The organism is Ramlibacter sp., assembly GCF_035548915.1.
Taxonomy (GTDB): domain Bacteria; phylum Pseudomonadota; class Gammaproteobacteria; order Burkholderiales; family Burkholderiaceae_C; genus Ramlibacter.
In genome coordinates this window covers 276,201-289,431 of sequence record NZ_DASZSE010000039.1, presented here as the reverse complement: position 1 = coordinate 289,431, position 13,231 = coordinate 276,201, and the positions used below count along the sequence as shown (strand labels likewise).

The window sequence follows — 13,231 nt, the reverse complement described above, 5'->3', positions numbered from 1 at the left end:
TGACAGAACCCGCTAGTCGCCATATTGTAGTCGGACTGTCCGTCAATATTTGAGGTCCTGTGGCATCCACCATCACTGAAAAAATCCTCAGCCGCTTGGCTGGGCGTCCCGTGCGTGCGGGCGACGAGCTCAGGGTGACGCCGGATTTCGTGCTCGCCTACGCGGCGGTCGGCTATGCCGAGATGTATCTCGAGACGATCAAGAAGGAGTTCGGCGTCGAACAACTGCCGGATCCGCAGCGCTACGCCATCTTCATCGACCACAACATTCCGGCCACCACGGAGAAGAACGAGAAGATGCATCAGGCCACCCGCGAGTGGTGCCTGAAGCAAGGCGTCGCGCTCTATGAACGGCAAGGGATCGGTCACCTCGTGGCTGCCGAAGTGGGCTACGGCACGCCGGGGGCGTTTGCGGTCCACTTCGACGGCCACGTGACTCAGTTGGGCGCGCTCGGCACGCTTGCCATGGGCATTCGCTTCAACATCCTGGAAGCGTTCGTCCGCCCGGACATCCCAATCAAGGTGCCCGCTACCACCCGGATCGAATTCAGCGGCAAGCTCGGTCCCGGCGTGATGGCGCGCGACGTGTTTCACCACATCGTGGGCAAGCTCGGTGCGGGCGCCTGCCGCAACACCATCATGGAGCTGGGTGGCGAAAGCCTTTCCGAGTTCAGCATCGGGGACCTGCAGGGCATCACCGGCCTGGCCATGTTCACCGGTGCGGTCGGCGCCATCGTGAATCCCACGCCGGAGGCCCTGGCCTACGCACTTCCCCGCGCCAAGATCAAGATCGACCCGGTCTGGAGCGACGCGGACGCAACCTATGCCGCGGTCCATCACATCGACCTGAACGGAGTCGAGCCGGTCCTGGTGGTGCCGCCCAGCCCCGCCGACACGCGGCCGCTGAAAGACTTCCTCGGCCTGCACATCGACGTGGGCTACATCGGCTCCTGTGCGTCAGGGCGCATCGAGGACCTGCGTGCAGCCGCCCAGGTGCTCAAAGGCCGGCGGGTGAAGCCGGGCTTCCAGCTCAACGTCGTGCCCTCCAGCAACGAGATCATGCTCCAGGCCACCCAGGAAGGCCTGCTCGCCACGCTGATGCAGGCAGGCGCTTTCATTTCCTCGCCGACCTGCAGCTTCTGCTACGGCGCACTGGGCGGGATGCTGGCCGGGCAACGCGCGCTTTCCACCGGCACACTCAACGTGCGCGGCCGCATGGGCAGCGTGGACTCCGAGATCTACATCGGCAGCGCGGCGTCCGTGGCGGCGGCAGCCATCGACGGCGCGGTTGCCGACCCGCGCGCGTTCTTCTGACCTCTCGCTCCGACCTTTTCCATTCCCACAGCCATGGCACTGAAGAATCTGAAGGGACGCGCCGCGCTCCTGCTGCCCGAGGACGACTTCGACGTCGACCAGATCACCGGCATCGCCAATCTCAAGGTGACCGACCCGGTCCAGCTCTCGAAGTTCGCGCTGCAGTGGTGCGGCCCCGAATTCGAAGCCGGGCTGCGGCCGGGTGACCTGATTGTCGCGGGGCGCAACTTCGGGTACGGGCATCCGCACTATCCCTGCATGATCGCGATGCGGCACCTCGGCATCGCCGGAGTGATCGGCGAATCCTTTTCCCCTGGCTACTGGCTGGGCGAAATCTCCAAGGGCTTCCCGCAGGTGAGCTGCCCAGGCATCCTCGAGGCGGTGAGCCGCTGGGAGGAACTCGAGGTCGACTGGCAAGCGGGCCGTGTGCGCAACCTCACCCGTGGGATCGAACTGCCGTTCGAGCCCCTCGCCCAAAGCGAGATGCAGACGCTGGAAGCCGGCGGCCTGCTCAAGCACCTCAAGAACAACGGAGCCAGAGCATGAACACGACCACGATGCCCGAACAGCATGGACTGGCAGCGAAGTGCGATCCGATCACGGTGGAAATCGTGCGAGGGGCGCTGCGCTCTGTCCAGCGCGAGATGGACGCCGTGGTGGAGCGCACCGCGATGTCGCCCTTCATCCGCGAGAAGAAGGACTATTTCGCCGCGATCTACGACGGCCAGGGCCGCCTCGTCGCCGGCACCGCGATGCCCTCCGGCAATGACATGCTGCCGGCCTTCGTGGAACAGTTTCCGCTCGAAACCATGCGGGATGGCGACATCTACTGGACCAACGACTGCTACGCCACCAAGGGCGCGATTTCGCACACGCCGGACCAGCTCTTCATCGCCCCTGTTTTCTGTGAAGGCCAGCTCACGGCGTTCGCGCTCACCTGGGCCCACTTCAACGACGTCGGCGGCATGCGCCCGGGCTCGCTGTCGGCCGACTGCACGGAGGTATTCCAGGAAGGCGTGATCGTGCCGCCGGTGAAGGTCGTGTCGCAGGGCGAGACCAACGAAGACCTGCTGCGCATGTTCTATCGCAACTCGCGCTTCCCGGCCATGCTGCGCGGCGACGTGCGGGCCGTCATGGCGTGCCTGCGCCTGGGCAAACGCCGCATCGAGGAGCTGGGCCAGCGATTCGGACGCACCATGCTCAGCGGCGCCTTCGACCTGATCATCGGCAACCTGGCCGAGACCGTTCGCGCCGAGATGCGCAAACTGTTCCCCGAGGGCGACTACGAATTCTGCGAAACGGCGGATTCCGACGGACAGGGCAGCGCGCCGATCCGGCTGCGCTACAAGCTGCAGGTGCGGGGCGACCGCTTCGTGCTGGACACCACCGAGTCGGGCGACCAGACCAAGGGACCCGTCAATTTTCTGATGAGCCCGCGTGCCCCCCAGATGGTGATGGCCGCTTACATCAACCGGCACGAAGCCAACTTCATGTCGAACTTCGGCTGCTACACGTCGATCGACGAGGTGAAGCTGCGGCCCGGCTCCGTCCTGCAGCCGAAGTTTCCGGCCGCTCTCGGATTCCGCGGCATCCTGCTGATGCGCAACGTTGCGGCCTGCCTGGGCCTGCTGAACGTGGCCACCAAGGGCCAGGCCAATGCTTCGCACTCGGCATACGTCATCTACTACATCCGTGGCAAGGACGACGAGGGCAAGACCTTCCTGATGTCCGACGGGATCGGCGTCGGCTATGGCGCGCGCCCAACGACCGACGGCAATGACGCCATCTACCTGATCGCCAACGAAAACTATCCGGCCGAATTCGTCGAAGCCGCGTATCCGCTGCGAGTTCGCCGCTACGCGATCAACCCCGATAGCGGCGGCCCGGGGCGCTGGCGCGGGGGCTGCGGCGTGATCCGCGAACTGGAAGTGCTGGCCCCGGAGGCCATGGTCTCGATGCGGATCGACAGCGTCGTCTTCCCGCCCTGGGGCACGAACGGCGGCATGAACGCGCGCACCGGCCGCTGCGTGGTCAACCCCGGGCGGCCCGACGAACGCGTGCTCAAGCCGCTCTCCGACGGCAACATCGTGAAGCGCGGCGACGTCGTGCGCCTGGAGACAGGGGGTGGCGGCGGCTGGGGCCATCCCTACGACCGCGAAACCCATCAGGTGCTGCAGGATGTGCTGGGCGGCTTCGTCAGTCGCGAGAGTGCGCGTCGCGACTATGGCGTCGTGCTTGCCGCCGACGGCCGCAGCGTCGACGAGCCAGCGACCCGGTCTGTGCGCTCGGACCGCCCTGGCACCAAGCTTTTCCACCGCGGCGACTACGTCGAATCCCTCGCTTGAGAAGCTGAAATCATGAATCATCAAGCATCGCAAGGCGCCATCATCGGCGTCGACACCGGCGGAACCTTCACGGACGTCACGGTCCTGGATCCGCAAACCGGCCGCATCTGGACGGCCAAGACATCCTCCACACCCGACGATCCCTCACGCGGCTTTGCCGACGGCGTCGCCAAGGGCATGCAAGTCGCGAGCCTCGAGAGCGTCGACATCGGACGCGTCCTTCACGCGACGACGGTGGCCACCAACCTGATCCTCGAGAAAAAGGGATCACGGGTGGGGATGCTGGTGACCGACGGCTTCAAGTACGTGCTCGAAATCGCGCGCCAAGACGTGCCGCGCGGCTCGAACCTGCTCGCCTGGGTGAAGCCGAAGCGCCCGGTTCCGCCGCAGGACATCTGGGAGATCGGCGGCCGCGTGGACCAGGACGGCCGGGTCATCGATGCGCTGGACGAAGAGGCAGTGCGTACAGCGGCGCGCGCCATCAAGGCCGAAGGCATCACGGCCGTGGCCATCGTATTCCTGCACAGCTACGCCAATTCGGAGTTCGAACGGCGGGCGGGCCGCATCGTGCTGGAGGAGCATCCCGAAGCGATGCTGTCTCTTTCCAGCGATGTGATGCCTGTGTTCCGGGAGTACGAGCGCAGCATGACGACCAACTTGAACGGGTACGTCATGTCATCCGTCTCGACCTACGTCGCTCGCCTCGAATCCCGGTTGAAGGAGATAGGGGTCGCGTCACCGTTGCTGCTGATGAAGTCAAGCGGCGGAGTGACGAGCGCACGCAACGTCCGCCGGGTGCCGGTGGAGACCGCACTCTCGGGTCCCGCGGCCGGCATCGTCGGCGCCAACTTCATCGGCGCCAGCGCCGGTTGCCGCAACCTGATCGGCATCGACATCGGAGGCACGTCGGCCGATATCAGCCTGATCAACAAGGGCGAGTTGGGACTGACCGTCGGCGGCCGGGTCGGCGATTGGCCGGTCGGGTTGCCGATGGTGGACTTGAGCACCATCGGCGCCGGGGGCGGATCGATCGCGCGTGTGACATCGACGGGGACATTGGCTGTGGGTCCGCACAGCGCCGGCGCGGTGCCCGGTCCGGCCTGCTACGGCCGTGGGGGCACCGAGCCGACGGTCACCGACGCCCATATCGTGCTGGGCCACCTTCCGGAGTACCTGCTGGGCGGCGCGCTGCGCCTGGACAAGGCGGCAGCCCGCCGCGCCATCGAGGAGCGAGTTGCCAAGCCGCTGAACCTGTCGGTGGAACATGCTGCCCGCGGCATTCTCGATATCGCGAACAACAACATGGCCGGCGCCATTCGCGTGCTCTCCGTCGAGCGCGGCTACGACCCACGCGACTTTGTCCTGGTGCCGTTCGGCGGTGCCGGGCCGCTGCATGGAAGCGCGATCGCACGGATCATGGGCATCCAGACGATCCTCATCCCGCCCGCCCCGGGGGTTCTCTCCGCACTGGGCCTTCTCGTGTCGAACCTGAAAGCCGAGTTCTCGCGCACCTGCGTGCAGCGGCACGGCAGGCACGACCTCGCCCAGATCGCATCCGTTTATGGACAGCTCGAACGAGACGCAGTCGCATGGCTCGACAAGGAGGAAGTCCCCCAGGGGATGCGGCGCATCAGCCGCGTTGCGAGCCTTCGCTACGAGCACCAGGGCTTCGAGCTCACCGTGCCGTGGGGTGGCGACAAGTTCGATGAGGCCGGGCTCGCGGCCACCATCCAGGCGTTTCACGACACTCACAAGCGCATGTACACCTTCGCGCAGGAAGACACGCCGGTGGAAATCGCGACTCTGCGTGTCGATGCGATTGGCCTCTTCCAGCCGCCCTCCTTGCAGCCTGCGCCCGCGACGGGAAGCGCCGAGGACGCCCGCAATGGAACGGTGTCGCTCTGGCAAGACGGTGGTTACGTCGATGCCCCTGTATACGACCGAATGAAACTTGCGGCGGGTGTCAGGGTGCATGGCCCCGCCGTGCTCACGCAACTCGATTGCACGACGTTGTTGCTGGCGGGGCAGGTCGCCGAAGTGCACCCCCTGGCGAGCCTGCTCGTCACCGAGGAATCGCGGAGCTGACCGCGTTGCTCCACCAACTCGTTCGCCGACTTCCATGAACGAACTGAAACTGGGTCGGCAGGGCCTGAAGACTTCCATTCTCGGGCTGGGCTGCATGGGCATGAGCGCCTTCTATGGAAACCGGGACGAGGATGAGTCCAGGGCGACATTGAGGCTCGCGCTGGATCTGGGCATCACGCACTTCGACACTGCGGAAATCTACGGCCCGTTCGCGAACGAGAAATTGATCGCGAAGACGCTGGGGATGCGCAGGGCCGAGTTCACGATCGCGACCAAGTTCGCCACAGAGATCGCCGACGACGGAACCATCAAGTCGATCAACGGCTCGGCAGCCTACGCACGCAAGGCGCTCGAGCGCTCCTTGAAGCACCTGGAAACCGACCACATCGATCTCTACTATCTTCACCGGACGGACCCCAAGGTGCCGATCGAGGAGACGATCGGTGCAATGTCCACGTTCGTCAGCGAAGGAAAGGTCAAGTACCTCGGAATTTCCGAGCCTTCGGCGCAGACGATTCGGCGGGCCCATGCGGTCCACCCCCTGACTGCCGTTCAGTCGGAATATTCGCTGTTCGAAAGAGACGCGGAGACCAACGGGGTGCTGGATACGGTGCGGGAGCTGGGGATCGGTTTCGTCGCTTTCTCACCTCTCGGCCGGGGGCTGCTGACCGGCAAGATTTCGTCGGCTCAAGGCCTCGCGGACGGCGACGCCCGGCGCAACCTGCCGCGCTTTCAGAATGGGAACATCTCCAGGAATCTGGAGATGGTCGATGCCTTGGAGAGCTTCGCGCTTCGGCGCTCGGCGACGTCGACTCAGGTCGCCCTGGCTTGGGTGATCCGGCAGGGAGTGCTGCCCATACCCGGCACCAAGCGCCGTCGGTTTCTGGAAGAGAACGTTCAGGCCGCGGAACTCTCGCTGTCGAGCGAAGACCTCTCCGAGATCGAGCGCATCGTGCCCGCGGGTGCCGCTGCGGGCGCCCGAAACACCGAAGCCGCGCTCCGACGAGACCGCCTGTAGAACGCGACGCGTGAGGGGCGACTCCTACATCACTTGAGTGCACCTCGTAGACGGGCCCGCTCGCCTCGCGCCGTTTTGTTCAGCCTGGCCAGCCCGGGCGACTACCTCAACGCCGGCTGCGCGGGTCGGTCTGCGGCAGGTACAGGTCCTGCAGCCGTTCGATTTCCGGAAAGCCGATGAACTTCTTGAAGTCGCCGAGGGATGTCTGGGGAACCGGCAGGTTCTGCGAGGATTTGGTTTCGCGCAGCGCCGTGAGGTTCAGCCTCAGCGACTCGGTCACCGTCATGATCGTCGGCCACGCCCAGCCGGCGCAGTTGGAAACTTGCCGGATCTCCGCCGCAGTGAGCTTTTCCAGCCACCCCATCAGGTGCAGCTTGAGCGGCACGCCGGCGGCCGCCCGGATCTGCTTGAGATCGTCGAGGGAGTTCACGCACTTGTTGATCACGAACACCAGGTCCGCGCCTGCAGCCGCATAGGCCTTCAACCGGACGCAGGCTTCTTCCACGGTCGTCGCGTCGGTGCGGGCGCTGATGACCAGGTCCGGATCGGTGCGCGCGGCCACGGCGGCCTTGATCTTCCCGACACCCTCTTCCAGGGAAATCATCTCGGTGTCGCCCATCGCCGGGCAGGTCTTGGGCGCCACCTGGTCTTCGATCTGGACCGACGCCACACCGGCTTGCTCGAATTCGCGCACGGTACGCATCACGTTGATCGCATTGCCGTAACCGGTGTCGATGTCCGCCATCACGGGAATACCCGCTGCGCGCACGATGTTGCGCACCGCCGCGAGGTTCTCGCTCATGGTGTAGAGCTCGGCATCAGGCAGGCCCATGGCGGCGGAGATCTGGAACCCGGCGGCGGCGACACAGTCGAAGCCGGCCTCGGCCACCAGTTTGGCGGTCAATCCGTCATAGGCGGCGGCGGTCCAAGCCACGCGGTCGGATGCCAGCAATTGCCGGAGCTTGGTTGTCATTCGCATGGAATCTCCTGAAGGCGCATCAGAGCGCGTGACATACGTTGAAATAATTGCCGGGTTGTCGGACAATTCTAAGAACATCGACGTCCCAGGTCAATGCAAATCGCAAGAGGCCCCCAAGCAAGAGAGCACCCTATGACACCAAGCCTCGGCACGGTCCGCATCGAGCTCGATGGAGAGGTAGCCATCCTCACACTCGATCATCCGCCGCTCAACACGATCACGAAGGAAATCATCGTGGCGCTTGACGAGCACATCGATCGAATTGGACGCGGCGCATCGATCCGGGCTGTTGTCGTTACGGCGGCCGGTGAACGCGCGTTTTGCGTCGGGTCGGACATTCGCGCGTTCGAGGAACTGACTCGCGCGGGTCAATTGGTCAGCGGGAAGCTGCGTCACGAAAACGACGTGTTCTCCCGCTTGGCACGACTGCCTCGACCCACGGTGGCCGCCATCGAAGGCTATGCCTTGGGTGGCGGGCTGGAACTGGCCGCGTGCTGCGATTTCATCGTCTGCGGCGAGGGTGCGCGCCTGGGGCTGCCCGAGATCCGGCTGGCCGCGCTTCCCGCGATCGGGGGCACTTTCCGCGTGACGCATCGCATCGGCGTCGCTCGGGCCAAGGAGCTGATGCTGTTGGGCGAACCCGTGGATGCGGCCACCGCGCTGTCCTGGGGCCTGGTCAACCGCGTGGCGGCGACGGGCCAGGCGCTGCGCACTGCCCTGGACCTCGCCAGGAAGCTGGCGCGCAACCCGCTGGAATGCCATGTGTTGTGCCGCGAAGCCATCGACAGCGGCAGCGGCCTGCCCGAACGGCAGGCGATCGAGCAGAGCCTCGCCTTCAGCGCGAAGCTGGCGCAGGGAAGCGATTTCCGGGAAGGCGCGCGCGCCTTCCTTGCGAAGCAACAACCGGTGTTCGTGGACGTGCCGAAAGGCCCCGCGGACCAACGTGGCTAACTGGCCAACGGCCGATACCCGACTCGCCTTCGCGAATCAGGAGTCGGCCTTGAAGCCGGTTTGCTCGATGAGCGCCTTCCAGCGCTGGTTGCCCACAGCAATCCGTCGCATCAATTCCGCGGGCGTCGTCGGATCGGCTTCCAGGCCGATGCGCGCCATCGACTCGACGAAGGGTCGCGACCCGATGTAAGCGGCGAGGTAGCGATGCGCTTTGTCCTGCACGGCCTTGGAGGCGCCTCGGGGCAAGTAGTAGCCATAGCCCTCGGTGTGAACGATTTCCTTGAATCCCTGCTCTGCGAACGTGGGCACGTTGGGCGCGAAACGGGACCGGCTCTCTCCCGAAGTCGCGATGAGCCGGATCTTGCCTTCGGCAACGTAAGGCAGGAAATCGCCCAACGGCGTGATGTAGGCGGACACCTCTCCCGCCAGGAGGGCGATCATCGCAGGCTGGATCCCGCGGTAGCCAATGTGGTGCAGATCCAGTCCGGAAAACTTGGCCAACCGGGTCCCGATGAAATGAGGGGTCGCTCCTTGCGCAGGGGACGCATAGTTGGCTTTCTCGGGATTGGCCTTGGCGAACGCGAGCCAGTCGGCCAGCGTCTGCACGGAGGCGGGAACGCCGGGTCCGACTGCCATGGCGAACGTGTAGTTGCAGGCCATGGTGACGGGCACGAGGTCCACAAACGGGTCGTAGTTGACCGGCCCCGTGTACACCTGCAGGGTCAGGATCGAGTTGGGCACCAGCGAAAGGACGGAACCGTCCGCAGGAGCCTGCTTCACGATATCGACCGCGATTCGACCACTTGCGCCCGGCCTGTTTTCAACGATCATCGAATTGGCGTACTTCCCGGTCAGGGCCTCTGCCGTCCTGCGGCAGATGATGTCTGTCGAAGCACCCGGCGGGTAGCCGACGATGATCTTCGCGACATTGATGTCCGCGGCCCGCGCCGGAGCGCAACGGAAGACGGCCGGAAGAAGTGCCGAGGCTGCGAGCAACCCGAGTGTCTGGCGGCGGCGAAGCACTGAATGCATGGAAGGCTCCTTGGTGGTTGGATAAGGGCAGGTCGTCCGATTTCCGGACATGTGATCGACTATCGGACTTGCGTTGCAGGCGTGGTTCGGGGAGCGCCCGGTCGGGCGTGCATCTCCGGATTGGTTAGTGGAGTTCGGCGGCGGCCTCGGTGAGCGGCCGCAGGAAGGCGTTTCGCAACTGGGTCACGGAAAACCGCTCGGCCGGAGCCGACACGCTGAGGCTGGCGATGACGTTCCCATCGATGCCGAAGACCGGGACGGCGATGCTGCGCACGGCCATGTTGTACTCCTGATCGACGAGGCCATAGCCATCCGCGCGCGCCTTTTCGATGCGCTGCAGCAGTTCCTTGCGCGTCGTGACGGTCTTCGGCGTCATGCGCTTGAGGTGAGCTTCGGCGAAGTAGGCATTGAGTGCCGAGCGCGACAAGCCACCCAGCAAAACGTGGCCATTGGCTGTGCAATGGGCCGGCAGGCGGCTGCCGACCGCGAACGATACGGACACCAGCTGCACCTGGCTGGAATGCCCGACGAACAGCACTTCGCCCTCGTCGAAAACCGCCAGCGAAGTCGTTTCCTTCAACTCGCGCGCGACACGTTCCAGCAAGGGTTGGGCGGTGACGGAAAGTGGCGTCGACGCCAGGTACATGTGGCCGAGGGAAAGGATGCGCGGCCGCAGGTAATAGACGCTTCCCTCGGATTCCACATAGCCCAGGCACTGCAACGTGTGCAGGCAGCGGCGTACGGCCGTGCGGGGCAGACCAATTTTCTGGCTGATCCGCAGGACCGTCATCCCCCGCTCGTCGGCGCTGAACGCGCGAATCACGGCAAGACCCCGCGCCAGCGAAGTCATGAAGTTGGGGTCGCCGTTTGCTCCCAATTCGTCGGCAGCACTCTGCGGCGCCTCGTTGTGTGCGGGATGCGAGTTCTTCCTGGTTGCCATCTTTGAGCCGCGTGCGTTTGAAATCGATTTTTGCACACGCCGACTTTGCGCCTCGCCCCTGGCATTGCCGTGTTCCCTGGTGAGCGCCGCGGGGTGCCTCATAGGTCGAGCACCAGTTCTGCTGTCTTGCTGCGGGAACAGCAGATCATCATGCACCGGCCTTCGGCGCGTTCCTCGGGCGAAAGGAGGATGTCGCGGTGGTCCGGCTGGCCGCCGAGCACACGCACCTCGCACGACCCGCAGATGCCCTGCTCGCACGAAGCGTCTGCGTCGATCCCGGCGCCGCGCACCACTTCGAGGATGGTCTGGCCGGCGCCGACCGCGAGTGTTCGCGAACTGCGCGCCAACACGATCCGAAAAGCGCCCCCGGGCTCGGGATCCACCTTCGGGGCGCTGAAGCGCTCCACGTGGCGCCGCCCTGGCGGCACCGCGGCGAATGCGCGCTCGAAAGCTTCGATCATCGGCCCCGGACCGCAGCAGTACGCGTGTGCGTCGCCGCGCAATCCGGCGGCTATGGGAAGCAGGTCGAGGGGCCGGCCACCGCTTTCGGCATCCACATGAATGTGCACGCGCGGGTCCGCAGCGAGTTCCACAGAGAACACGGCATCTTCCCGGTCGCGCACGGCATAGTGCATCTCCCAGGAGAGCCCCAGCGCCTCGGCGCGGTGGAGCATGGATCGGATCGGCGTGATGCCGATACCGCCCGCGATGAAAACGGTGTGGGGTGCCGCTTCTTCCAGCGGGAAGTTGTTCCGGGGCCGTCCCACCTCCAGGACCTGCCCCGGCCGCAGCGACTCGTGAATGTAGCGGGAGCCGCCACGGCTGGCCGGATCGTTCTTGATCCCGAGCACATAGCGGTGGTCCTCGCGCGGGTCGTTGGCCAGCGAATACTGTCTGAGCATGCCGTTGGGCAAGTGCAGGTCCACATGGGCCCCGGCCGTGAAGGGCGCGACAGGAGCACGATCAACGGGACGGAACTCGTAGAGCACGATGTCGCGGCCGCCATGCACCAGCGCCGTGAGCCGCATGGCGCGCGTCGGCGCCACGTGCGGATGCGCCCCCGTGCTCATGAACCGATCGCGACAGGATCGGGCGCCACGTGCTTCAGGCTGCCGGCACGCTCATGGTAGACCACCGGCCACTCCAGCTTCGCAGAGGCAACGAAGAAGCCGCTTCGCGCCGCGGCAAACACCTGCGGGTCGTCCACACCGGGGGGCACGGTCCCCTCCTGCGCGAATCGTTGGAGCGCCTTCACCATGCGCCGGCGGGTCTTCGCAACCATCTGGTCGGACGGAACGAGGTGTTCGAGCGCGTGGTCGACGATCGGTCCCATGCTCTCCACGGCCGCCTGATCCTGGGTGCGAATGTTGTCCAGCCCGGAGAAGGTGACACCATTGCGTTGCATTTCGCGATCGATCAGCCAGTCGTTGGCCGGGTTGGCTTTCGGGCGCCAGCGGCCAAACCAGTCGCTCGTGTTCGGCAGCAGTTCGTTGTTGTTCTTCAGTCCGGGCAGGGGCTTGCCTTCCTTGTCTTCCACCACGAGCGGACGCGACTTCCGGCGCCACGAGAAGTGGAACATCATGGTGTGTTCGTCGTCCATCGGCACGAACGCACGGGCGTCGATGTGGTCGCTGAAATCGCCTTGCGGCGTCTGCGTCCAGAACGGGAACAGGAAGTTGGCGACGCGCCAATAGCGGTCCTGTTCGCCTGCGGCGCGGTGGGCGCCATAGGAGGTGCCCCAGGGCATTTCGGACGACGCGAACTCCGGCGCGCGGTTTTCGGCCGCGAACCGCAGCGGGTTGTCTTCCGGGAAGTCGTCGGGTTCAAGGCAGCCCAGGTGGAGAAAGCCGAAGTGCGACGTGTCGAGATCGCTCTCGGCCATCTGCAGGTAGTTGCACTCGCGCTGCAGGCAGTACACGTTGACCTCTTCGCCCGGCAGCACCGCGGCTTCGATCTGGGGCAGCGCGGGGGGGCGCGTGCGCGAGCCCATGTAGACCCAGACCACGCCTCCGCACTCACGCACCGGGTAGGCGCGCGCCTTCACCAGGTGCTTGCATTCCTGCGCCGGCGGAACGCTCGGCATGTCGATGCACTGGCCGGCGGTGGTGAACTTCCAGCCGTGATATACGCAGCGTATCCCCCCCTCCTCGACCCGGCCAAGAAACAGCGACACGCCGCGATGCGGACAGCGCTCGTCCATGATGCCCGCCTCCCCATTGCTGTCGCGGAACGCGATGAGCTTTTCCCCCAGCAGCAGCAGGCGCACCGGCTCCCGATCGCGCTGCAGTTCGCTCGACATGATGGCGGGGATCCAGTACTCGCGCATGAAGTCGCCCATCGGCGTGCCCTTGCCGACGCGGGTGAGTGCCTGGGAGTCGAGGCGGGGCCGTGCTTGCGCGGCGGCGGGTGTCTGGGTCATGGCTGCTCCGGTCGATACGGGGGATGTGTCTACGCGATCGGGAATTCCGATAATCGGACTTATATCCGTTAATCGGACTCAACGGAAAGGATCCTAGATGCAGCTTTTCAACTTGTCAACCTTGACACTCGTCAAAGATCCGAATATCT

At 65.1% G+C, this 13,231-nt stretch carries 11 protein-coding genes; 6 read left to right on the top strand and 5 right to left on the bottom strand.

What is annotated here, in order from left to right:
• Positions 1 to 59 precede the first annotated feature (59 nt).
• The 5 genes from VHA82_RS15550 to VHA82_RS15530 are packed head-to-tail and all read left to right on the top strand — an operon-like array spanning position 60 to position 6,761.
• Entirely contained in the window at positions 60 to 1,313 is a 1,254-nt protein-coding gene (locus VHA82_RS15550) for a 3-isopropylmalate dehydratase large subunit (RefSeq protein ID WP_325545288.1), read from the top strand.
• A gap of 33 nt (positions 1,314 to 1,346) precedes the next feature.
• Complete coding sequence (locus VHA82_RS15545; protein WP_325545287.1) at positions 1,347 to 1,859, top strand: 3-isopropylmalate dehydratase; 513 nt, start codon at positions 1,347 to 1,349, stop codon at positions 1,857 to 1,859.
• Positions 1,856 to 3,658 carry a hydantoinase B/oxoprolinase family protein gene (locus tag VHA82_RS15540; protein ID WP_325545285.1) on the top strand — a complete coding sequence of 601 codons (1,803 nt, stop codon included), beginning with the start codon at positions 1,856 to 1,858 and terminating at the stop codon, positions 3,656 to 3,658. The genes VHA82_RS15545 and VHA82_RS15540 overlap by 4 nt, the downstream gene beginning before the upstream one ends.
• A 12-nt stretch (positions 3,659 to 3,670) precedes the next feature.
• Positions 3,671 to 5,743, top strand: coding sequence for a hydantoinase/oxoprolinase family protein (locus VHA82_RS15535; protein ID WP_325545283.1), 2,073 nt, complete (start codon positions 3,671 to 3,673; stop codon positions 5,741 to 5,743).
• Between the two features lie 34 nt (positions 5,744 to 5,777).
• Complete coding sequence (locus VHA82_RS15530; protein WP_325545281.1) at positions 5,778 to 6,761, top strand: aldo/keto reductase; 984 nt, start codon at positions 5,778 to 5,780, stop codon at positions 6,759 to 6,761.
• Positions 6,762 to 6,867: 106 nt separating this feature from the next.
• On the opposite strand, the gene VHA82_RS15525 is transcribed toward VHA82_RS15530, so the two are convergent.
• A complete protein-coding gene (locus VHA82_RS15525) occupies positions 6,868 to 7,734 on the bottom strand; it encodes an isocitrate lyase/PEP mutase family protein (protein WP_325545279.1) in 867 nt (288 codons plus the stop codon).
• Between the two features lie 138 nt (positions 7,735 to 7,872).
• Between VHA82_RS15525 and VHA82_RS15520 the strand changes: the two genes are divergently transcribed.
• The gene (locus tag VHA82_RS15520) at positions 7,873 to 8,691 is read left to right on the top strand and encodes an enoyl-CoA hydratase/isomerase family protein (protein ID WP_325545276.1); all 819 of its coding nucleotides are present in this window, start codon (positions 7,873 to 7,875) and stop codon (positions 8,689 to 8,691) included.
• Between the two features lie 36 nt (positions 8,692 to 8,727).
• Here VHA82_RS15520 and VHA82_RS15515 read toward each other — a convergent pair whose 3' ends face one another.
• From VHA82_RS15515 to VHA82_RS15500, 4 genes are all read right to left on the bottom strand, one after another.
• Complete coding sequence (locus tag VHA82_RS15515) at positions 8,728 to 9,723, bottom strand: tripartite tricarboxylate transporter substrate-binding protein (protein ID WP_325545274.1); 996 nt, start codon at positions 9,721 to 9,723, stop codon at positions 8,728 to 8,730.
• A 124-nt stretch (positions 9,724 to 9,847) separates the two neighbouring features.
• Positions 9,848 to 10,663, bottom strand: coding sequence for an IclR family transcriptional regulator domain-containing protein (locus tag VHA82_RS15510; RefSeq protein WP_325545272.1), 816 nt, complete (start codon positions 10,661 to 10,663; stop codon positions 9,848 to 9,850).
• Between the two features lie 98 nt (positions 10,664 to 10,761).
• Positions 10,762 to 11,733 carry a PDR/VanB family oxidoreductase gene (locus VHA82_RS15505; protein ID WP_325545270.1) on the bottom strand — a complete coding sequence of 324 codons (972 nt, stop codon included), beginning with the start codon at positions 11,731 to 11,733 and terminating at the stop codon, positions 10,762 to 10,764.
• Complete coding sequence (locus VHA82_RS15500) at positions 11,730 to 13,082, bottom strand: Rieske 2Fe-2S domain-containing protein (protein WP_325545268.1); 1,353 nt, start codon at positions 13,080 to 13,082, stop codon at positions 11,730 to 11,732. Before VHA82_RS15500 ends, VHA82_RS15505 begins: the two co-directional genes overlap by 4 nt.
• Positions 13,083 to 13,231 lie beyond the last annotated feature (149 nt).